The organism is Paenibacillus sp. S25 (genome assembly GCF_019454085.1).
Classification (GTDB): domain Bacteria; phylum Bacillota; class Bacilli; order Paenibacillales; family Paenibacillaceae; genus Paenibacillus; species Paenibacillus polymyxa_B.
The window spans coordinates 259722-282093 of record NZ_CP073683.1 but is presented as its reverse complement, the minus strand read 5'-3'; the positions used below and the strand labels follow the sequence as shown (position 1 = coordinate 282093).

Below are 22372 nucleotides of genomic sequence, written 5' to 3'. Positions count from 1 at the left end.
ACCTACTGTGCCACATACTCAATTCACTGCTTTTATCAATCAAAAAACCACCCTGCTCTAACTGCCATCATTTTCCCTAAATCAGCATGAGTCTGCCGCACCGGGCTAGCTCGTAGCAAGATTGACATATGTGTTCGAGAAATCAAGGTTCTTCAAGTCTCTTTGATCGATCAAAAATTCCAAATACCCTGCGTCCCACCAGCACATACCAACCTCGTCCAAAGAGGATACCGAGAGCAGAACATGCCAATTCGCTGAAGCCTGATCGTGCTTCTCCCGATTCGTCTGATATTCTTGCAGCTGAGGCAGCACTTCGGATCGTAAATGCTCCGCATAATCCGTACTTCCCCTATGCATAGCTTGCTCGATTTCCTTATGAATCTGACTCTCACTCTTATGCCAGTTAAACAGAAGACCCTCTAGCCCGTTTCGGCGTAGATAAGCATCCCGCAGGGTGTTCCCGGCAAAAGATTGATGCTGACCCCACACCGTGTCACTTTGTTCACACACAAGCTCATACAGCTCTTCATACTGATCTACAAGAACATCTCCTAGCTCACCCTCCGACCGAAGGGTAACAATCGGCTGAAAAGAAATTGCATAAGATGTGAAACCCCTGTTCTCAGCACATACTTCAACCTTCCCGGTCGGTGGCAAGGTTTTCTTCAAAGCGCTGCTGTCACCGTTATAGTAAAAGATTTTATGGTCAATATCATAGGCGGGCTCATCCAGCCCAAGAAAAAAGTAAAGTATACCCTGATGAGGCAACCCCTCGTATGGGGAAAAAGGCATTTCACCCAAATTGATTTGAGCAATAAACGTATAATATTCTCCGTCTGAATCACACGGCCACTCGATCGTGGGTGGCAGATCTGGATAACCGGCGATCCGACTATTTCCAATGTGTTCGTAATTTTCCTCATGCTCCACATGGAATTGTATAGCAGCTTGAGCTTCCTGATGAATCTCTTCTTTTAAATCTTCATCTAGTGAATGCCCTTCCAGTATTCGAGTCAGTTCATCCTTTAATGGTGGTTGTAGCATCTCGCTCGCCCCTTTTTCATGAAGTAATAAAATAGCCTGCAACCATTTAAACCCTTACCTCAGATTACCAAATAAAAGCCTGACAATCTATTTTTCTAGCAGATGTAAGAAAATACATGCTAAAAAGAGACCCCTAGGGCCTCTTTTTTCGTTTCATATGAGAATAGATAATAGGGTCATTCCTCAATGGTAATCATTGCTCTTGACTGCAAGCACCTGTCGGGCGATTAGCATAAAGGCATCAAAGGAGTGGCAATGCTTTAATCGTTCCAGCGTCTCTTCCTGGCGGATCAGTTCTACAAACAAATCATAAATCCCCATAGCTTGCTCGTAGTCCTCTTTGCAGATTGAAAGCAGGAATACCACATGAACCTCGTGGTTGGCATCCCAAGGAATCGGATTTTCCAGCAAGCACACGCTTACGACCGTTCGGTTAGAGCTTAGCTCCAAGGGATGGGGAATGGCCATCCCTCGATCCAGTGCAGTAGAGCCCAGCTTCTCTCTTTCTTTGACTGCTGGCAGAAACTTGTCGGTCACCACTCCTTTTTGCTTTAAAATACCACTCATTTCTTCAATTAGGGTATCTTTGCTCGGTTGATCGGATCGGGTCATAAACCATTCCTTGTCAAAATACCGTAGCAGTGAAGTTTCCTGTTCCTCATCGCTGGCCCGTACCATCCGCGTCATTGTCTCCATATCCCGTTCCGAAGGAATCGGGCTAATCACCGCGGACGGTTTATCCTTACGTTGCTGCAAGTGAATGGTCGAAACGACGAGGTCCTCATCGACGGTGGACATCTCCTCGTATTCCCGAAGTGAAACCACTCGGGATACATCCAGCTCAGCGAACAGCGAACGCAGCCTGGATTCTAGAATCCGGGCAGTTCCATAGCCGGAGCCGCACACCAGCAACACGGTTTTACGACGCCGATGAGGGATATTGTATTTGCGTTCCAATGCAGCCCCGATATGAAGTGCCAAATAACCGATTTCGTTATCGTTGATGTCGTACGGAAACGATTTTTGTAGTTCTTTTACCGCACCAACTGTGATTTCATAGGCAAGCGGATAATACTTGCGAATATGTCCAAGCAGTGGATTACGCATGTTCATACCATGCTCCAGCCGAGTCAGCATTGGCTTCAAATGTACAAATAAATCCTTGGACAACCGTTCGTCGTCACGCAAGTCATAGGTAAAGCGTTCGTAGACGAATGTCAGCATCCCGCGCACTGCCAAGAAGAGACGGTCAGACTGGAGGCGTTCCCACTCGGTTTCGGCCATCTTTTTGCTGACGACGTGCAGCAGAACATAATCGAACTCTCCTTCTGGACAGGTGATGCCAAAGACCTCTTCCATCTCCCTCAGCATGGCGCTAGCCAATTCAATATCCCGCTGACTGCCCACTACCGCCTCAAAGCGTTCTAAACCATGTCCTTCCTTCACTCGCAGCACCATGACCGCCAAATGAGTGATGAGATCTTTCAGCGCCAAATCAGCCATTTTGGTCCCAACGCTCCGCAAATGCTTTAGAATAATTGTCCGGATCTGCGGTAGATCCAATCCTTGAAACAGCTGTTGTTGTTCCAAGGGCATGTCGCTGCGTTGTCCCTCTTCATCGCGGACGTCAGCATATTCAGCCAGGCAGTAACGAATACTCTTTTCTTCCCCAATCACCTTTACACCATGTCCCGGCTTGGTGCACAGGGTGAGGCTATAATCCTCCAGAATCCGACGGATGATTTTAGAATCATTATTCATCGTGGCCCGGCTAATATATAGCTCATCGGCGAGATCTTCCATCTTCACGTATTCCCTCGCATTCAGCAGCTTGAACAGCTCATACCGTATGCGCTCTTCCGGAGCCCCCGGTAGCCGCTGACTTACTTCTGTTTCTTCCTGACTTTCATCCGCAAAAAAATGGTATTTCTCACGATCATCAACCCTAATCGTATAGCCGCTACCCCTCTTGGATTCCAGATATGCTCCATATTCATTCAGCATACTGTCCAGCTTCTTAAGATCATCGCGGATGGTCCGCTCTGTTACCTCCAGCCGCTCAGCGAGCGCTTTGGTGGTCCAAGACCAGCCTTGATCATTTCCACTGACGAGCTGGTACAGCTTTTTCAAGCGTTTGTAGGGAAAAATCATGTAGATATAAGACCTCCTTTCCGATAAACCGTATTTTACTTCCACGTTAGTTCAATTCTGGGGTTACCAGTACCGTTAACAGCTTGCAATGCTGCAATTCCGGCAATTGTGCACCTTCCTTATCGGACGAAACCAATGTTTCTCCCTTGGAACGCTCATCCAGCGAAACCAACTCGTAGTGGGCCGATTCGCTGTATGTGATATGTGCAGTCGCATTTTTCTCTAAATAAGGATTAAATACACGGACGATATAACCATCACTATGCTCTGCTTTCTTGAATGCACTCAAGATTACATTGGAATCCTTGCTTAAAGATAACAGGCTGTAGTTTTGCTCAAATATTCTTTCTTCGTCTCGGAAGGCAAAAATTAAACGACCGTTCAGAAAATCAGACAACTGGTAGCTGGACAATGGTGTTAAATATTCCTTGGCCGCTTGAGCGATGCCCGCCTCGTCAAACCCGGACTCGTGGACATGTAGAGCAAACGTAAATGAGAGTTCACCGAGCAGCTGTGCATCTGGCGTTTCTACGATCTTTTCTCCTGAGGCACGACCCGGGCGGTATAGCAGATTCTCCTTGCCCATATAACCAAAAGTGCGGAATAACGTCAGCGCTATTGTATCATGTTCATGCCCAATGATTTCATATTCCCTTACTCCTTCAGTCATCACGGCTACTCCATGGGAACCATCGTTTAATGCAACATAGCTTTGCATAGCTTCAATGGTGATCGGCTTTTCTGTCCACTGCTCCCGTTCCCATACCTTTACTTCCTCCAGCGTAGTTGGACGGGCAATGACTCCGAACGGCTGATCTGCAATAGATAGCTTAGAGGCAATCCCGGTATCAAATAGCACCCGCAGACGGTGACTCAGCACTCGGTTGTCCACATCCACCGAGAAACGTATCAGGCGTTCACCTTTCCGCAAGGAGACCGATGCCTGCAGTGGCAACTCAGCTGAAGTCCCAGCAGTGGAACGCTCATTTAAATCATACGGAACCTTAAGCTTCATCCGAAGGGACAATTCTTCGGATACCGTACTTTTGGATGTTATCGTCTCCACATCAGCACCAAGCGAAGAAACTGTAAGATCACGTTCCGGTGGAGAATAATTGTAGGAATCTCCGTCATCTCCGTTGTCCTCGAACACCATCTGATCTGAGTACACACGTCCCGAAATTTTATCCGTGATGCTTAATGCCCCGTTCTCCTGTACGGCTATGCTATAGAATTCATTTTCAATATGTTTTCCGTTGCTACGTTCTGCTGTTGCATCCCCTGTTGCACTAAAATCAAATATAATTTGTGTGTACCCCATAGCAGGTACTTCCTGAAGCTCCACCAACAACTTGGCACGGAATACACGCTCAGGCAGGTACACCTTTTTGCTCGGATTCAGATCAATATGCTGACCGAGCACGTAGTCTGTTTGTTCCACTTTCTCGGTAATCGTATACAAAAGCTGCTGACCGTTCGTATCCCGAATGACAAAGCTTCCTTCGGGCAAGTAAGCATCAATTTCTGTCACTCCCTTACGCGGGTAAGGCAACGTATTAAAGACGGTGAAGGCAAAAGTCTCCTCCTGCTTAATCTTCGACGCGATCAGTCGCTTGTGCAGCTCCAATACATTCTCCGCGATATCCCTTGCCTGTTTATAACGAAAAGCCACATCCCGATTCGTCGTATCACTATTGCATCCACCAATGCTGTCGTGGGCTGCATTTTCAAACAAGAGCTTCCATATATCCTTCACGATATAATGTGGATATTCATGCCCAAGTGCATGGCTGATCGACAGTACAGGCTCCAGCGTGTTCACGATTAAATGTTCAATCTCGTTATTTTGCTGCTTAAGGTCAGCCCGTGTGGAAAAAATCGACTTATGAATACGCATATGCTTGGCTTCCATAAGCTCTCCTTCCAGTACAGGAAGGTCGTTGCTGTCCTTTTCAATCTCTTCAAGGAAACGTTCCGGCTCATTCATCACATATTCTCGTTCCGGGTCCAGCTCGTTGAATGTGCGAATCAATTCTGGCAAGTTCAGGCGGATAGGTGCTTGGTCGAAGCCGTTGGGAAAATAAACATGGCGCGTGGACGCTTTTTCTTCCAGCGCACCGATCTGGCTGTCGAGATACGTCTCAAGTTCTCCCGCTTCCTCTGGAATATTCCCACCATAGTAGTAGCCAAACGGCATCTGTACCGCAAACACCTGACTGCCATCCGACCCCTTCCACAAAAACTCGGTTTTAGGATTCGTATTATCTGCCACCCCGCGCCAGAATAAAAAATGCCGAATACCAAACTCCTGATAAATCTGCGGCATCTGCGCCGACTGGCCGAAGGCATCCGGCACATAACCGACCTTCATGGCATGACCATATTTCTGCGCCGTTTCCATACCGTAATACAGATTACGGACCATCGATTCACCGGAAATCACCAATTGATCCGTCTGCGTATACCACGGCCCGGTCATCAGGCGTTTATCGCTTACCAGACGGCGAATGCGCTCTTCATCCTCCGGGCACCAGCGGGTATAATCGTCAAGCAAGGACCCTTGGGCATCTAAAAGATAGTATTTAAAACCGTCCCCATTCTCCAACGCATCCAATACTTCTTTCACATGCTTCACCAAGTAGACTTTGGATCTGGAAGTGGTAAAATACCATTCCCGATCCCAGTGAGTATGTGGTATGACATGCACTTTCGTACGGCTCATATCTCGTTCTCCCTCCATGCTGTCTATTCTTTATCTAGTGATATTTAGTCAAATACAAGCTCAATGTCTTCTCCATTTTTCTTAACAGAGGCCTCTTTCGTTTCAGCCTGCTGCTGTTCTTCCTCACGGAAATTGACGAGCAAGGTTCCTGCCACAATGATTAATGCGCCTGTAACCCCTCCAGCCAGATATGCAAACGGAGTGCCTACGGAGATGGCGCCATACAAACCGCCAATTGGAGGCATGATGACATGTGCGCCCAGCAAAGCTGTCAATGCTGCACCTGCTGCGCAGGCAATCATATTCAATGGAATCAGCTTGGCAGGGTTACGCAGTGTAAACGGGATAGCCCCTTCCGTAATTCCGATAATGCCCATGATCACGGAGCCTTTTCCAGCTTCCCGATATGTTTTGGAAAAGCGACGCTTCAGAATTAGGGTTGCAATTCCATAGCCTAGCGGTGGAATACAGATGGCAATGTTTACGAAAATATTGGGTAAATACACACCCGACAGGAATAACGCATTTCCCGCCATCCAGGCAGCTTTATTGACGGGACCCCCAAGATCGAACCCAATCATGGCTCCCAAAATTAAGGCTAGCGCCAAGGTGCTGGTTCCGCTCTCACTCATATGCTTAATCCAGTTGACCAGTCCTTCATTAATCGCGCTCAACGGCCCACCCAGGATGACGGACATGAGAATCCCGGTTAAACCTACCGTAATGAGTGGCAAAATAATCAGTGGAACAGAACCTGCGGCCGGGCCGGTGATTTTCACTTTGTTTTTCACCCAGAGGGTGAGATACCCGGCGAAAAAGCCTGCAACAAGAGCGCCCAAGAATCCCGCATTCGTCTCCTGTGCCAGCACGCCGCCAATCAACCCTGCAGCAAGTGCAGGCTTGTCGGCAATCGAATAAGCGATATACCCAGCCAGAACCATGTTTAGCAGTCCAATTCCGCGCCAACCTACATTTTCAACTAAGTATAAAATATGAAGAAAACCGCTTTTGTCAGCATATGGACCAAAGTCAGTGACACCCATGGTCAGACCGATAATTTTACACACGGCAACAATCAAGGAGCCTGCAATAATAACCGGAAGCAAATAAGAAATGCCTGTCATCAGATGCTTTTTAGCTTCACTCAGCCATTTTTTCATCATGTTCTCCCCCATCATGAATACTACTGTTATTCAAAGGCTCATCGGATATCATTCAAGCCAGCTATGCTGCTGATTGTCCGTGTTGCCTTCCTAATCTTATTTTTGAGCAGAGATGGCCTCCACCGCTTTGGTAAGAACCGCTTCCGCATTGTTGACCGCATGACCGATTTTGACGCGAACGATTCTTTTATCTTCAAAACGCTCTGCATCCTTCACTGTCTGATCCGAGGCAATCAGTACAAAATCCGCCGCTGCAATGTCTTCCTCCGTAAGTTTGTTCACCTGGCCTAGTGCGCCTTGCTGCTCCACTTTAATATGGTGACCGAGCTGTGCCGCCGCTTTTTCCAGTGCTTTTGCCGCCATTGGAGTATGAGCCAACCCTGCGATACAGGATGTAACGCTTACAATTTTCATTATGACACCAACCCTTCTGTATACTGTTCCAGCAAATGATACACATCGCCGCTACTATTGGCACCCGCTACCGCCTCTTTAAAGGAATCCTCTAAGAGCAGGGTTGCGAGCGAGGAAATAATTTGTAAATGGGATACATCCACGGACCCTTTAGGCACCAAAATACTAAAAATATACTGGACAGGCTTGCCATCATGAGAGGCCCAATCAATGCTATGTTCCAATCGGATCACGAGGACTGCTGGTCTGGTGACCACTTCGCTCTGCGTATGAGGTATGGCAAACTGATCCTGAAGCCCTGTCGAATATACCTTTTCCCTCTCCCACAAATCCTGTACCAGTTGCTCCCTATGGACGGTGACACCCAGCTTTTCAGCCTCTTGGGCAATAAACTCAAACACAGCCGATTTGGTCTCCAGCTTCTCATCCAAATAAATCTGTTCTCTAGTAATCATGGTGAATGTCTCTCCTCCCTTCTATCTATAAGTGAAACGCTTACAAGTTTATTTTAGCCGACTCTTCCTCCATGTTTTATCTATAAAATTTCCCTATCCAAGCGGAAATGCACTAGACATTGTTCATAAATGTTTTGTGATAGGCATTCCGGTATTGGGAAGGAGTCATGTGGGCTCTCTTTTTGAACAAACGCATAAAATACTTCTCATCGGTATATCCTGCCTCTTCAGCAACCTGCTTAATGCTCATATCTGTACGGGAAATCAACTCTTTGGCTTTGTTAATACGAATACTATGAATGAACTCCAGGGGACGCATGCCTGTATTTTGCTTGAATAAACGAGATATATAATCCTTGTTGTAATTGAATTTTCGAGCTAAATCCGTCACGGTCAATGGTTCCTCGGCATGAATACGGGTCCACTCAATAATTTTGTTAAAACTCACATTCCCTTGTGAACTGGCAGGATTGGAAAGCAAGCGGCTAAGCGCCAGTTCAGATATCTCGATCAGCAGCGAGGTGAACAAATAATTTGCACTGTGATACGTAAGATAATGTGAGTTGGCTACATGCAAAATCTGATTGACGATAATATGAATCCGATCTCCGTTGTCTGCCTGTACACATTGCGGTAAATAGATATCACGCATCACACCATGTCGCTGCAAAAGCCCATCCATGACACTTGTTTCCTGCTTCATTTCTTCATTAGATAATACATTCGGGGTCGTGGGAACATCGAAATGAAACCAATAAAATTTCACGCCCGGCAACGATTCCCGGTATCCTTTATGCGTACGACCGGGGTACAGCAATAGAATATCTCCCTCGCCTACTTCAAAATCTTCCCGTTCCTCCCGTATATATACCGTCTCTTGGACACCTAGGATCAGCTCAAAATTCTCAATGGAACGACTCATATGCTTCCAAGGTACCTCGTTAACAAACTCGCCTGCCGAGATCAGTTGGACCGGAGCATCTACATTTACTTTTAGATAGGTCATGTTATCGCCTCTTTAGATTCATGTTCGGATTTGTCCACCCATTGTATGGTTAAGCTACTGACATACCGCGATTGCAATGCTAATGTAGTGGAGAAATATACACTTTCATCTTAGCTAAGGAGCGATGATTTTGAAAGCTAAAGCTTTTGACTTGCATAAAGTAAGAATTGATTCCGGCCCACTTTTACATGCGATGGAACTGAATACGGCCTACCTGCTGAGTTTGGAACCTGACCGTTTACTATCACGCTTTCGTGAATATGCGGGACTGGAGCCCAAAGCAGCTCACTATGAGGGCTGGGAAGCACGTGGCATCAGCGGACATACACTCGGTCACTACCTGTCCGGCTGTGCACTGATGTTTGCCTCCACAGGCGACGAAAGACTGTTGGAACGCGTGAACTATGTGGTCGACGAACTGGAATTATGCCAAAACAGTCATGGAAACGGATACATTTCCGGCATTCCACGTGGGAAAGAGATTTTTGAGGAAGTAAAAGCCGGAGATATCCGCTCCCAGGGCTTTGATCTGAACGGCGGTTGGGTCCCGCTATATACCATGCACAAGCTTTTTGCGGGCTTGCGTGATGCACATCTACTGGCGCATCATCCCAAGGCCCTGTCTATAGAAATCAAACTCGGCAACTGGCTGGAGGATGTACTTCAAGGGCTGGACGATGATCAGGTGCAGCAGGTGCTGCATTGCGAGTTTGGCGGTATGAACGAGGTGCTGACGGATCTGGCGGAACATTCAGGAGAAGAACGCTTTTTGAGCCTGGCGGAACGCTTTTATCACGGAGAGGTGCTCAATGATCTCGCAGATAGCCAAGATACGCTGGCAGGGCGACATGCCAATACGCAAATTCCCAAAATCATTGGCGCTGCACGGCAATTTGAAATGACGGGCAAACCGCAATATGCGGACCTGTCTCGCTTTTTCTGGGATCGGGTTGTTCACAAGCATTCCTACGTGATCGGCGGCAATAGCTATAATGAACATTTTGGTGAACCCGGGAAGCTGAATGACCGTTTGGGCGAAGGTACCTGTGAAACTTGTAACACCTACAATATGCTGAAATTAACAAGACATATGTTCGAGTGGGACGCCTATGCAGCCTATGCCGACTACTATGAACGAGCCATGTTCAATCATATCCTGGCTTCACAGCAGCCTGTAGATGGACGTGTGTGCTATTTTTTATCACTGGAAATGGGAGGACACAAGTCCTTTAATTCTCAATATGAGGATTTCACATGCTGTGTCGGGTCCGGTATGGAAAGCCACTCCATGTACGGCACTGCGATTTATTTTCACACGCCAGAAACGATCTATGTCAATCAATATGTCCCTTCTACTGTGACATGGGACGAGATGGGCGTACAGCTCAAACAAGATACTCTCTTTCCGCAAAATGGACGGGGAACACTGCGCGTCATCAGCAAGGAGCCCAAATCCTTCGCGATCAAGCTAAGATGCCCTCATTGGGCGGAGCAAGGGATGATGATTAAAATCAACGGGGAAGAGTACGTCACAGAGGCTTGTCCTACCAGCTACGTTGTAATTGAACGGGAATGGAACAATGGGGATACGATCGAGTATGACATTCCTATGACCGTGAGAGTCGAGGAAATGCCGGATAATCCACGCCGAATTGCTTTTATGTATGGGCCGCTAGTGCTGGCTGGGGACCTTGGCCCTGTCACACCGGAATCCAACGAGGAGCATCTGCTTGCGTCTGTACTGATCGGAGCGGCCGACTCATTGACAACGAAGCTAATTGCTGACGGGAACGAGCCTAATACATTCCATATGACCGACTTAGGCTATATCGGAGACTTGAAGCTTCGTCCGTTTTATCAAATGTATGATCGCTCATATACCGTCTATTGGGATCTCTTTTCCCAGGAGGAATGGTCAGCAACAGAGGCAGAATATCGTACCGCGTTAGCGTATCAGCTAGAGCTGGAACGACTTACAGTCGACGTTGTGCAGCCTGCCGAAATGCAGCCTGAACGGGATCATGCCTTTACTGGAGAGCATGTAGGTCTGGGGTCCATCTATAACCGCAAATATCGCGATACATGGCCTGGGGGCTGGTTCTCTTTTGTCATGAAGGTGCTTCCAGATGAGCCTGTCCAATTGGCGGTCACTTATTTGAAGGACTTGAGCCGTCCTCATAGTGACTTTGACATCACTGCGGATGGTCAGATTTTAGGGGAAGGCAAGCTGGAGTCTGAGGAAATGAATAAATTCGAAACGTTCACCTATGAGCTTCCTCTATCTGTGACGGGCCACAAGAATGAAGTTACGATTCAATTCACAGCCCATCCACAAGGTAAAGTGGCGAAAGTAGCTGGATTACGAGTGATTAGACACTCTATTGTATGATCAAATTATCTATATAAATCTACTATAGCGCCACTACGCAGGCGGATAGTGCTTTGCTTGTACAGCACTATTCCGCCTACTCCGTTTTGATGTTCATCTTTTAAATTCAGTTTAAATACAAAAAAACAGATGCTCCTGTGAGCTATCTGCTTTTTTGTTTACCCTAATAACTTCGAATCATCGTTATTGCTTTATGTTCACTTCACAGCATGTTCATTTCACGGAAGCTGTCTCTAATCTTGCGTAGCTCTTGCTGTGCCCTGCTGTATCGCGAGGCGTAGGTCCAGGCAAGCACCTGATGATAATGCGAAGGTGTTTCAATCGTAGTCACGTTATACATGATCGGAGTCCCATCTACTTCTCCTTTTAGAGTAAACTCAATGGCAGGATATCCGTTCACCACCATATCTGAAGCGGTCCCCAATTCAGGGTCCGTAATTCCTGACACCAAATGATCCTCAATGATTCCTTTATATTCTTGAAGAGTCATACTACTGTCAAAATCGCTTTTTGGTTCAGACAATACAATCAGATATCTTTCGGTCAATTCATTTTTAATGGAGATGTCGGCATCCTCATTAATCGTATCATCTCGTGACCAATTCCACGGAGCCGTAACCGCAAACTGGCTATCCTTACTGGTAAATACCTCAGGCTTCACGATTTGAGTAATGAGCGTAGTAATTAAAGATACAGCAAAGGCAATCGAAATGATCGTCATCAGGATGATTGCTCCTACAAAAATCCCGGTTTTCTTTCTGCTGGCCTTTCCCAAATCCCTTACCTTAACCACATATGTATTCGCAGCCATATCTCCAATCCGTTGTTTCCGAGGTGTCACCAGCACACATAACCCTGCGGGCAGTCCCAGAAAAAACAGCGGATTCGTATCTACCAGCTGTATGAGGGTGCGGATCAACGATTTCACAATGCCCGGCGGTTTCCCTTCTCCATTTACGACCTGAATGCGAAGTACAAACTTACCCAGCGTATAGCCTGTAATTCCTTCCAACAATAAATAATAGCAGAAGGAGCCAATCAGGAAGAGTATCACTACCATACCCATATTGGGGGTTTCCGCTTCAGATACTTTTTTCGCTGTAAAATAAACCAGCCCTCCATACCCGAAGACGATAAGAATGAAGTCGATCATCCAGGCCGCCCATCTTCTGAAGAAGATAGAGGCTCCGTATGTTTCTGATAATACTGCCATCTTATCCGGTTCTCGTCGATGGTAGCTGCCATGAGTCGCATACTCTCCCGGAACTACTGTGGACGGATTGTTCGTTACATCATGTTCCTCCAAATGATACACCTCTGTTGTCAATTTAATCCCGGTTAAGTATAGCATCCTTTTTCATCCAGTGAAGCAAGCCTGACAGTGCACTGGAGTAAACCGAATCCCGCCGATGAACAAACCACACCTCTAATTTGCGATATTCTTCAGGCAAACGATGAGAAGCAATACTTCCCGCCTCCTCTGCCTTTGCAATCGACGATTGTGGTAACATGGACACCCCCATACCAGAGGCTACACCACCCAAAATGACTTCCAAGGTTCCGAACTCCATAACCTGATACGCATCCACACCTGCTTCGCTCAGAAAGCTTTCTGCTCTTGTACGATGCGTGCAGCCTACGTCGAAGAACAGCATAGGCTTGGCAAGCAACTTGCTCATATCACTTTCTCCTGGTTCCGAGATGAGTACCAGTTCCTCTTCAAAAGCTGCAACATACTCTATATGCGGATCATCGACGGGGCCATAGACGAACGCCCCATCTAATTCGTAATTTAATACCTTTTGTACGAGATCATGGGTGCTGCCTGTCATAAGCGATAGATGGACATCAGGATATTGAGCGTGATATTCCGTCAATAAAGAAGTCAGATGTGTAACCGCCGCCGTCTCAATCGAGCCCAGTCGCAAAGGTCCCGCAGGCTGGTCTGAATATTGAGTGGACTTTACTGCCTCGTCCAGCAAGGTCAGTATGGTATCCGCATATTCCAGCAGATTCTCTCCTGCTGGCGTTAACGTCATTCCCCGGTTAGATCGGCGAAATAGCGGTACGTTCAATTGTGCCTCAAGCTGCTGAATCCGCGAGGTCACATTGGACTGTACATAATTCAAAACTTGCGCAGCCTTCGTGATACTGCCCTCGCGAGCGACGGCCCGAAAAATTTTCAAATCACTGCTTTCCATGTATACGTCACCTGCTTGGTATGATCATTTATGATACTCACGTTCGATTTTGTTCATTTTACCGGATGCTTGCCGCTCTGTACAATTCAATATACATGCAATTGCATCTAAATTCGCACCACGGGAGGTTTTAAAATGAAAGCCGTAATCCATGCCAGCAAAAGCGGCCCTGAGGGCCTGACATATAGAGACATTGCGGACAGACAGCCGGGACACAACGAAGTGAAGGTAAGACTCAAAGCCGCAGGCTTGAACCATCGGGACCTATTCCTCATGGCAGATCGAGCTGCCAACGATGCTCCACTCATTCTCGGATCGGATGGAGCAGGTGTGATCGAGGCTGTGGGTGCTGGTGTCCCAACCTCGCTGGTAGGCACCGATGTAATTATCAATCCCTGTATCGGATGGGAGAATACGCATCACGTTCCCTTAGTTCCGGCCATTCTGGGCGAGCCTTCAGACGGGACATTCGCTGAATCGGTTATCATCCCCGTCCAAAATGCCGTCAGCAAGCCAGCATACCTTTCATGGGAAGAAGCAGGGGTACTGCCTTTGTCTGCTTTGACCGCTTACCGCGCGCTCTTCACAAGAGGCCAGTTACAGCAGGGTGAGCACGTCCTCATTCCCGGTATTGGCGGTGGTGTAGCCACGTATGCCATGCTTATGGCTTTAGCGGCAGGTGCACGGGTCACCGTCACATCACGCAGCGAAGCAAAGAGTCAGGCTGCCCTCGCCCATGGCGCTAATCATGCATTCGACAGCCATAGCGAATGGAAAGAAAGTATGAACGGAGACACCGTGGATCTGGTTCTTGACAGTATCGGTCCTGCTACGTTCGATAAATATTTTGATATCCTCAAGCCGAACGGTCGGATCGTTACATTTGGCGCAAGCTCAGGAGATCGAGTAGAGATTCCGCTGCGGTCTATATTTTTCCCTCAAATCAGCATCATCGGCACCTCTATGGGCAGTGGCGAGGAATTCGCAGCTATGCTTCAGTTTATGGAGCGCCATGCACTCCATCCGATTATAGATAGCGTATTTCCTTTACAAGACACACCGCAAGCCTTCCACCGTATGCAGCAGGGAGCGCAGTTAGGCAATATAGGGATCAGGATGGAGTAAGGGGTCTGAACGAAGTAAAGGAATAGAAAAAAATCCACTGCCGTAAAATGCCTTCATCCAGAAGTCAATTTTATGGTAGTGGACCTATTCAGTCGATCAAACGATGCTGGACCCATTTGTTGCCGCGGAAGCGCCAAAGGAAGACGATCCCCCGCACGCCCCATTCAATATCCATAGCCAACCAGACACCAACAATCCCCAGGTTGAACACAATGCCCAAAATATATCCGAGCACCACCCGGCACAACCACATGGACAGCATTGAGGTGAGGGACGTAAATTTTGAATCACCTGCTGCCCTTAGTGCAGAGGGTGTAATAAAGGCAATGGACCAGAGCGGAATCTGGGCCAACGTATTAATCAGTATGACAACAAAAATGTCATCTACGATTTCGGCAGGCGGATGAAACAGCCCCACCATCGGCTCAAACAAAGGCATCAGAATTAATCCCATTACAATAAACGAACAAGACGACAGCCAAATGAACGATTTGGTAAACTTCCGGGCATCCGCGACATTTCGACGTCCCATGCATTGACCGACCACGGTTACAATCGTAAGAGCCAAAGCATTCGCAGGGATTTGGAACACATTAGCTAGCGATGAGCAAATAGCATTCGTCGCCAACGCATTTGTCCCCAGGCTCACAATGAAAATTTGGGTTAAAATTTTCCCCCCATTAAAAAACATCTGTTCCGATGCAAAGGGAAGCCCGATAAACAGAATCTTTTTAAGCATAGCCAGATTAAAATAAAGCATATCTCTAAGCTGGACACGCAAGTCATCATCTACCCTGACCAAATAGATCAGCGCGCATACTGCTCCTGCATATCTGGACACATTGACGGCAATCGTCATGCCCAGCACACCCATATCCAATACATTAATGAATACCACATTGAGAAGCACGTACGAGAGGTTCATGATGAGCGAAAGAGCCAGCGATGCCCTCGTCTTCCCGATTCCCCTCAGCGCCCCACACACTGCCTCAACGATTGCAATTCCCACAAAAGACATACAGCTTCCCAGCAGATATACCTTACCGTTAGCTAATACATCAGGCGAGGCCGAACCAAACAGAACACTTAAAATTGGATTGTACAACACGATCATAAACAAACTGATACATAAAGCCAGCAAGGAAACGGAGGAAATGGTACCGGATGCGGCTTTAGAGACCATGAGGTCGTTACCGCTCCCCTTATACTGTGCTACAACAACCGTTCCCCCGGTAGACACTGCAACAAACACATTGATCAGAAAAATATTCAAAGAATCGATCATATTTACAGCACTGACTGCCGCCATCCCCGACGAGCTAATCATTGCCGTGTTCACCAAATTAAGACCCACAATAAAAGCCTGATCAATCAGAAGCGGGATAAACAGCGCAATAATCTGTCGATAATCGATAGACTCTCCTGAAAAATGCTTATTCAGAAAGCCATGTGTTCTCATCCTTACACTCAGTTGACTCATATCATCACATTCTTTTTCTCAAATTGAAAAAAACCCTTCAACAGAAGAGCCTTCATGGCGAAAAAATGTATAAAGTTGCAAGGCTAGATGTGTCTAGTTCTTGATTCTGTACACTTTTCTCTACATAGAAGTATTACTCCAAAAGAAAATACTGTCAATGGCTTTACTCACATTTGAATAGAAAAAAACAAAAAAACCTGCTCAGCTCAGTGAACAGGTTTTGGAGCAGCATTATAATGCTTTAATATATCATTAAACCCTTGTTAAAAGAATGTCTATGATCTTCTCGAAATTAAATCTTGTTGAATAGAAGCTTCATTCTTTTCGAATTTTTTATAAAAAAACATAGGAATGATTCCGATCAAGAAGACGATAAATGGCAGCCAGATAAAGCTAAACTGAATGCCGGACAACGCCGTAGGGGTTTGAACTTTTCCAGCGATATAACCGGTGCTGCCCATGATCCATGCTGGCAATAATCCGCCGATTCCGCTACCCGCTTTAATACAGAATGCGCTTCCAATAGAGGTCAGGAAACCACTTGCCCGAATACCATTTTTCCATTCCCCATAATCGACTGTATCTGACAACATCGCAAACGGCATAGAACATGCAAAACCTGATCCTAACGCACCAATAATCCAGCCGATAATAATGAGGGTTAAATCTGTACTACCCATTAAAATCACGACTTGACCCAGCGCAGCTAATATCAATCCGATAATCATAATCGCATTTTTACTTAATTTTCTGGCGAAAAACGGAATCAGAACCATCGAGATCAACTGCAAGGAGGTCAGTCCATTGATTAAGGGTACTAAATCCTTACTGTCCAGATTGTATTGCAGATAAAAGATTAGCGTAGCTGAACGAATATTCAAACCGATCCAGTAACACAGGTTGGCAGCTACAACAAGCATCCAGGGCCAGTTTCGTTTGATGGCTGTAAAGCTTTTAGCAATGGGAACGGATTTCGTTTTCACTGCTGCATTTTCTCGCAAATCCGCAAACGCTATGAAAAACATAATAATCGCCATGATTCCAAATAAAACGAGCGTTAAGGAAAATCCTTTTTGATCATTCCCCTGTCCAAAGAAAGCGACCAAAGGTAACGTAAACGTGGTGGCGATGAAGAAACCCACATTCCCCCCGACCATGCGGAAGGAGTTCAAGACTACGCGTTCATTAGAATTGGTGCTCAGATTAGGCAGAATAGACGTAATCGGCGTACTAATTCCTGTGTACAGGATGCCGGCTATGATATACGTAATGGCGGCATATGCAATTTTGCCCGACTCACTCCAATTGGGTGTCGTAAACGTAAGGACCATGAACACAGCGAACGGAATAGCTAACCATAGAAAATAAGGTCTGCTCTGGCCGTATTTCGACTTGGTTCGGTCAATCAGGATGCCCCAAATCGGGGCATCAATGGCATCGATAAAACGGGTGATAAATAGTAATGTCCCGGCAATTCCGATAGAAAGACCGAATACATCTGTATAAAAATATAATAGATAACTGGAAATGACACAGTATAGTAAATTGCCTGCTGTATCCGTTAATGAATAGCTGATTTTACGATGAAAAGGAACGGTACTTGTTGCCTTTTCCGGTGGTTCCGTACTCACAATTCTCGTACTCATGATCTTTCCTCTCCCCATGCGAATGAATTATGATTCATAAACCCATACACGCATTTCCCCTTTAGCCCGATTGCACCAGGCGTAGTAAGGAATGGCGGTAATTTGTTGAGGAACAAATTCAGGAGGCTCCGAGCTATATAATGCATTCGAATTTTTTAGCCGGTATCCCTCTATGGTCAGCTTTACAACGCCACCCAGCAGGTTTTCGCTGAACTCTTCCGTAATGAGGCTATCCTTCGTCAATCTTAATCCTGCCAAATTCGCTCCATTATCTACTTCTTCCAGACAGAACACGACTGGGCCGCGTTGGAGAGCAATTTGCTGCTGGTTCATAGAGACCAGCGGATTGCTTCGAATGCGTTCAACTGGCATAGCCAAATGCAGAGTTACCACATCTCCGTCCTTCCAAGTACGCTGAATCTCGATATAGCCATTTTCCAGATGGTCTAATGATATAGCTTCCCCATTCACTTTCACCTCTGCCTGCTTGCACCAACCCGGAATCCGCAGTGCCCATTTGAAGGAAGTCGGCTCTGTTAAGTGGATCGAAAAGGTTAGATCCGCATCCCATGGATAACGATGAGTTTGTGTAATCTCAACCTCATGACCAGATAAAGTCATGTTTACCTTGCTGGCAATATACAGATGCGTATACAACGTATCATCCGTTTGGGTGTACATATTGTCCTCGACCGATGCAATCATTCGTGCCAAATTGGGCGGACAGCAGGCGCAGAAGAACCATTTTTGCCGTTCTGTTTTTACATGCTCTTGATCTTTTCTGGATTTTTGAAAAGGATTAACCTCCAGCGGATTCACGTAGAAAAACCGTTTCCCGTCCAGATCCATCCCACTAATCGTTCCGTTGTATAGCGCACGCTCCAAAACATCGGCATATTTCCGGTCTGGCGCTAAGCGCAGCATACGATTGGCCCAAAAGGCCAGCCCTACAGAGGCGCAGGTCTCACAGTACATACTGTCATTGGGAAGATCATGATGGCAAGTGAACGCTTCCGCGTTTACAGTAGAACCGATCCCTGCAGTGATGTACATTTTATGATTCGTTACATCATCCCATAGCGTTTCACAGGCTCGTAACAGGGAAGCATCCCCTGTTTTCGCGGCTAAGTCCGCCATCGCAATATACAGATACACCGCTCTCACCGCATGGCCGACTGCCTCTTTTTGTTCCCGCACAGGTTGGTGTGCTTGCTGGTATTCGAAGCCTACGCCAAAATTAATGTTGTTATCATCATTCCAGGTGGGCTCTGTTTGAATATGTTTTCTCTTTTCTTGTTCCTCTGCAAAGTAAATAGGATGCTGTCCCCGCTGTTCAATAAAATATTGCGCTAATTTGAGATATTGATCCTTTGCAGTTACGTCGTATAATTTGATCAAGGCCAACTCAATTTCTTCATGTCCCGGGTAGCCTTTCCGTTTCCCTTCTTCCGTACCAAAAATCTGCTGAATCAGATCTACGTATTTCTCCATAATGTGAAGAAACTTCGTTTTGCCCGTCGTTTCATAATAAGCAACAGCCGCTTCTATAAAATGCCCTGCACAATACAGCTCATGATTATCTCTTAGGTTCGTCCAGCGATTGTTGGGTTCCTTGAGCAGATAGTACGTATTCAGATATCCATCCTTAGCTTGAGCTCTTCCCAACAATTCAATTACTTCATCAGCCCGCTCTTCAAGCGCAGGATTCGGATGATCCCTTAAGCTAAAGGCAACCGTCTCCAGCCATTTGGCAATATCACTGTCCTGGAAAACGGTTCCATAATACTCCCCACTGGATTCCCCGGCTGCAATCCTAAAGTTTTCAATCGCGTGACTGGGTTCTGTATCTGGTAATTCATCATTTAATGCTTTCCACTGATAAGGAATAACCTCTTCCGCCACAACCTGCTTATACTTTTTCCAAAATAAATCATCAACGATGACATGCTTAACTGGCTTTGCCGTTTTCATTGGATAAACATCCCTTCCTGGAAATAGAACGCTTTCATTTTCGAAAAAATAAGGATAAAGTAATGATAATATCGTACAAGCTAACCTGAGCTCCCCTTGCTACGTCCTTATTTTATCAACCTGAATTTATAAAAAAAATCGCGATCTTTAACTAAAACTTATACGATTTCACACACAAAGGAGCTGGCTTCCATGAGCAAAACAGACTTTCTATCCTTCCTTGTCCCTCCGCTGCCTTATTTCATTGAGGGGAATTTTACTACATATCAAAAAGGGGACTGGCACCCGAATCGGTATAATTTAGGTTATTTTGACGTAATAATCATTAAAGAAGGATTGCTGCACATTGGCGAAGAGGACGAAGTGTGGAAGGTAACTGAAAATTACGCTCTCATTCTTGAACCGGATAAACATCATTTTCCCATTGAGGCATGTACAGAACAAACCTCCTTTTACTGGTTCCATTTTCAAACCAATAGCATGTGGTGCGCACAATCCTCGCCCAATCCTATTATACCCAGCACCCCCATTCCCGAGCTGCACTTTCATTCAGAACATACGACCATTCATTTGCCCAAAATTCAAAAAGTGGTAAATCCACATGAGCTATTTTCGAAATTAGACTATTTACTAGCCTCTACTTTAAAGCCTAGAAAACTGGCACTATGGGAGGCCCAACAGACGTTTGTGAATGTTTTTCAGAGTTTGGAGTATGACCAGAATAATAAAGACAGCTCCTCTAAGTTGGCAGAACAGATCGAAATATACCTAAAACAGAATTACAAAAATACAATCACCAATAAGGATTTGGAGACCCATTTTCACGTACATCAGAACTATCTCGCCAGATGCATGAAGGTCGCCTTCCAGCGCACACCGCTTGAGTATTTAATGGATTATCGACTGGATCAAGGGCGTAGTCTTTTGCTGCAAACCGACTGGTCCGTCCAACAAATTACCGAGGAAACAGGATTCTCCCAAGCAAGCTATTTCTCCAAATGCTTTAAAGAAAAATTCGGAATGTCTCCAAAGAATTACAGACAACAATACTGGAAGCCAGTCCATTGAATGCTTACATCTCCTTTACATTCCTTTTACATTTTCATTGTATCCTTTTGATATTCTCACTTTATACTGAGTCGGTTATATCATTTTCACTTCAGAAAAGGGGCATACATATGAAGTCAACTAAACTCGCATTATTAGCCATTTTAACGGGGGTCCTGGTATCACCAGAACTGACCTATGCGGCAGACATTCAGCCATCCGGGTATGCACCACTACGGACACAGGCAGATAAAATGGGGGCGACAATTACATGGGACAGTGATGACCAGTCTGTTTTGGTCAAACTGAAAAATGGCATTGTCGGGACCTTTACAGTGGGTGAGAAGCAATATCGTCTAGCTGGACTAAGCGGAAAAGCGGACCGGGAAATTAAAATAGTGAATGGAAATGTATATCTTCCTACGAAACTTCTTACAGCGCTTGAAGCAGAGAACAGCAAATATGCAGATCCTAAGGACGCAGTTCCCACCTATAAAGTAATCCCCTCTGCCGAAACAGAAGCTGTGGAGGATGGAGAAGACGCAGCCGACGACCCTGCAATCTGGCTCAACCCGGCCGATCCAGAGAAAAGTAGAATTTTAGCAACCAATAAAGGCGGCGGGATTTTAGTCTATGATCTGGAAGGCAAACAACTGCAAAACATGAAGGTCGGAAAAATGAATAACGTGGACCTTCGTTACGGTTTCACATTGGGCGGCAAAAAAATTGATATCGCAGGGGCAACCAATCGAACCAACAACACGATCGATATCTTTGCCATTGACGGTGCATCAGGAAAGCTGACCAACGTGGTTGGCAAACCTATTAAAGCATCTATGAAAGAAGTGTACGGATTCAGCTTATACCATAGCCTCAAGACAGATAAATTTTACGCGCTCGTGTTGGGCAAAGAGGGTGAATTTGAACAATATGAGCTGACTGATGACGGAAGTGGCAAAATTGCAGGTAAGCTTGTCCGCCAGTTCAAGCTGAATACGCAATCCGAAGGCATGGTTGCTGATGATGAATATGGTACGATCTACATCGCTGAAGAGGATTACGCCATTTGGAAGTATAGTGCCGAGCCAGACGGTTCTTCCGAGCCTCTGCGACGTGTTGATATTGCAGATGGGCGCAGACTTCACGATGACATAGAGGGACTTACATTGTATTACGGTAAAGATGGCAAGGGGTATCTTATGGCTTCCAGTCAAGGAAACAGCAGCTATGCGATCTATGAACGACAAGGCGACAATGCATATGTAAGCAACTTTACGATCAGCGCGAGCCCTACCGTTGACGGTACGTCTGTCACAGACGGTATTGATGTTCTTGGCTACGGATTAGGCAAGAATTTCCCTCATGGTATCTTCGTTGCACAAGATGACGAAAATCTTCAAAACGGCAAAAAGTTAAATCAGAACTTTAAAATGGTGCCCTGGGAGCGAATCGCTACGGGAGCCCCTACTCCGCTAACGATAGACGATGGCATCAATCCGCGTGAATTGGTAAACAGAAGCACACAGTAATGCCCTTCGGGGAAATCAACTCAACATTC

Annotated in this window: 16 protein-coding genes; 4 read left to right on the top strand and 12 right to left on the bottom strand. The window is 46.1% G+C overall.

Annotated features, from left to right (window positions below):
* Positions 1-105: 105 nt before the first annotated feature.
* The 7 genes from KAI37_RS01215 to KAI37_RS01185 form a co-directional block, all read right to left on the bottom strand.
* Positions 106-1044 (bottom strand): YwqG family protein, encoded by a 939-nt coding sequence (locus KAI37_RS01215; RefSeq protein WP_071639113.1) that lies wholly within the window; start codon positions 1042-1044, stop codon positions 106-108.
* Positions 1045-1227: 183 nt separating this feature from the next.
* A complete protein-coding gene (locus KAI37_RS01210) occupies positions 1228-3195 on the bottom strand; it encodes a BglG family transcription antiterminator (protein ID WP_220030579.1) in 1968 nt (655 codons plus the stop codon).
* Between the two features lie 46 nt (positions 3196-3241).
* Positions 3242-5917 carry a mannosylglycerate hydrolase gene (mngB, locus tag KAI37_RS01205; RefSeq protein WP_258383030.1) on the bottom strand — a complete coding sequence of 892 codons (2676 nt, stop codon included), beginning with the start codon at positions 5915-5917 and terminating at the stop codon, positions 3242-3244.
* Positions 5918-5961: 44 nt separating this feature from the next.
* Entirely contained in the window at positions 5962-7077 is a 1116-nt protein-coding gene (locus KAI37_RS01200) for a PTS fructose transporter subunit IIC (RefSeq protein WP_220031422.1), read from the bottom strand.
* 99 nt (positions 7078-7176) lie between these two features.
* Positions 7177-7494 carry a PTS fructose transporter subunit IIB gene (locus KAI37_RS01195; protein ID WP_023986530.1) on the bottom strand — a complete coding sequence of 106 codons (318 nt, stop codon included), beginning with the start codon at positions 7492-7494 and terminating at the stop codon, positions 7177-7179.
* Positions 7494-7949: a PTS sugar transporter subunit IIA gene (locus KAI37_RS01190; protein ID WP_025718799.1), complete on the bottom strand. Its 456-nt coding sequence runs from the start codon at positions 7947-7949 to the stop codon at positions 7494-7496. The genes KAI37_RS01195 and KAI37_RS01190 overlap by 1 nt, the downstream gene beginning before the upstream one ends.
* Positions 7950-8061: 112 nt before the next feature.
* Positions 8062-8955, bottom strand: a complete 894-nt coding sequence (locus KAI37_RS01185) for an AraC family transcriptional regulator (protein WP_220030577.1) — start codon at positions 8953-8955, stop codon at positions 8062-8064.
* A 130-nt stretch (positions 8956-9085) separates the two neighbouring features.
* Between KAI37_RS01185 and KAI37_RS01180 the strand changes: the two genes are divergently transcribed.
* The gene (locus KAI37_RS01180; protein WP_220030576.1) at positions 9086-11344 is read left to right on the top strand and encodes a glycoside hydrolase family 127 protein; all 2259 of its coding nucleotides are present in this window, start codon (positions 9086-9088) and stop codon (positions 11342-11344) included.
* 202 nt (positions 11345-11546) lie between these two features.
* On the opposite strand, the gene KAI37_RS01175 is transcribed toward KAI37_RS01180, so the two are convergent.
* Both KAI37_RS01175 and KAI37_RS01170 read right to left on the bottom strand, forming a co-directional pair.
* Positions 11547-12695, bottom strand: a complete 1149-nt coding sequence (locus KAI37_RS01175) for an RDD family protein (protein WP_220030575.1) — start codon at positions 12693-12695, stop codon at positions 11547-11549.
* Positions 12673-13545 (bottom strand): LysR family transcriptional regulator, encoded by an 873-nt coding sequence (locus KAI37_RS01170; protein WP_220030574.1) that lies wholly within the window; start codon positions 13543-13545, stop codon positions 12673-12675. Before KAI37_RS01170 ends, KAI37_RS01175 begins: the two co-directional genes overlap by 23 nt.
* Positions 13546-13680: 135 nt before the next feature.
* On the opposite strand from KAI37_RS01170, the gene KAI37_RS01165 reads away from it, so the two are divergent.
* Positions 13681-14670 (top strand): zinc-binding dehydrogenase, encoded by a 990-nt coding sequence (locus KAI37_RS01165; protein ID WP_220030573.1) that lies wholly within the window; start codon positions 13681-13683, stop codon positions 14668-14670.
* 88 nt (positions 14671-14758) lie between these two features.
* Here KAI37_RS01165 and KAI37_RS01160 read toward each other — a convergent pair whose 3' ends face one another.
* From KAI37_RS01160 to KAI37_RS01150, 3 genes are all read right to left on the bottom strand, one after another.
* Complete coding sequence (locus KAI37_RS01160) at positions 14759-16150, bottom strand: MATE family efflux transporter (protein ID WP_220030572.1); 1392 nt, start codon at positions 16148-16150, stop codon at positions 14759-14761.
* 275 nt (positions 16151-16425) lie between these two features.
* A complete protein-coding gene (locus KAI37_RS01155; RefSeq protein ID WP_220030571.1) occupies positions 16426-17796 on the bottom strand; it encodes a glycoside-pentoside-hexuronide (GPH):cation symporter in 1371 nt (456 codons plus the stop codon).
* A gap of 27 nt (positions 17797-17823) precedes the next feature.
* Positions 17824-19767 (bottom strand): glycoside hydrolase family 127 protein, encoded by a 1944-nt coding sequence (locus KAI37_RS01150; RefSeq protein ID WP_220030570.1) that lies wholly within the window; start codon positions 19765-19767, stop codon positions 17824-17826.
* Positions 19768-19959: 192 nt separating this feature from the next.
* Between KAI37_RS01150 and KAI37_RS01145 the strand changes: the two genes are divergently transcribed.
* Positions 19960-20835 (top strand): helix-turn-helix transcriptional regulator, encoded by an 876-nt coding sequence (locus KAI37_RS01145; protein WP_023986520.1) that lies wholly within the window; start codon positions 19960-19962, stop codon positions 20833-20835.
* 110 nt (positions 20836-20945) lie between these two features.
* On the top strand, positions 20946-22343 hold the full coding sequence (locus KAI37_RS01140) for a phytase (RefSeq protein WP_220030569.1): 1398 nt from the start codon (positions 20946-20948) through the stop codon (positions 22341-22343).
* Positions 22344-22372 lie beyond the last annotated feature (29 nt).

Coding starts and splice junctions, on each gene's coding strand:
- KAI37_RS01155 (WP_220030571.1), bottom strand. CDS start 17,796: ATGAGTACGAGAATTGTGAGTACGGAACCACCGGAAAAGGCAACAAGT.
- KAI37_RS01210 (WP_220030579.1), bottom strand. CDS start 3,195: ATGATTTTTCCCTACAAACGCTTGAAAAAGCTGTACCAGCTCGTCAGT.
- KAI37_RS01190 (WP_025718799.1), bottom strand. CDS start 7,949: ATGATTACTAGAGAACAGATTTATTTGGATGAGAAGCTGGAGACCAAA.
- mngB (WP_258383030.1), bottom strand. CDS start 5,917: ATGAGCCGTACGAAAGTGCATGTCATACCACATACTCACTGGGATCGG.
- KAI37_RS01215 (WP_071639113.1), bottom strand. CDS start 1,044: ATGCTACAACCACCATTAAAGGATGAACTGACTCGAATACTGGAAGGG.
- KAI37_RS01150 (WP_220030570.1), bottom strand. CDS start 19,767: ATGAAAACGGCAAAGCCAGTTAAGCATGTCATCGTTGATGATTTATTT.
- KAI37_RS01165 (WP_220030573.1), top strand. CDS start 13,681: ATGAAAGCCGTAATCCATGCCAGCAAAAGCGGCCCTGAGGGCCTGACA.
- KAI37_RS01160 (WP_220030572.1), bottom strand. CDS start 16,150: ATGAGTCAACTGAGTGTAAGGATGAGAACACATGGCTTTCTGAATAAG.
- KAI37_RS01195 (WP_023986530.1), bottom strand. CDS start 7,494: ATGAAAATTGTAAGCGTTACATCCTGTATCGCAGGGTTGGCTCATACT.
- KAI37_RS01170 (WP_220030574.1), bottom strand. CDS start 13,545: ATGGAAAGCAGTGATTTGAAAATTTTTCGGGCCGTCGCTCGCGAGGGC.
- KAI37_RS01145 (WP_023986520.1), top strand. CDS start 19,960: ATGAGCAAAACAGACTTTCTATCCTTCCTTGTCCCTCCGCTGCCTTAT.
- KAI37_RS01185 (WP_220030577.1), bottom strand. CDS start 8,955: ATGACCTATCTAAAAGTAAATGTAGATGCTCCGGTCCAACTGATCTCG.
- KAI37_RS01200 (WP_220031422.1), bottom strand. CDS start 7,077: ATGAAAAAATGGCTGAGTGAAGCTAAAAAGCATCTGATGACAGGCATT.
- KAI37_RS01175 (WP_220030575.1), bottom strand. CDS start 12,695: ATGCTATACTTAACCGGGATTAAATTGACAACAGAGGTGTATCATTTG.
- KAI37_RS01140 (WP_220030569.1), top strand. CDS start 20,946: ATGAAGTCAACTAAACTCGCATTATTAGCCATTTTAACGGGGGTCCTG.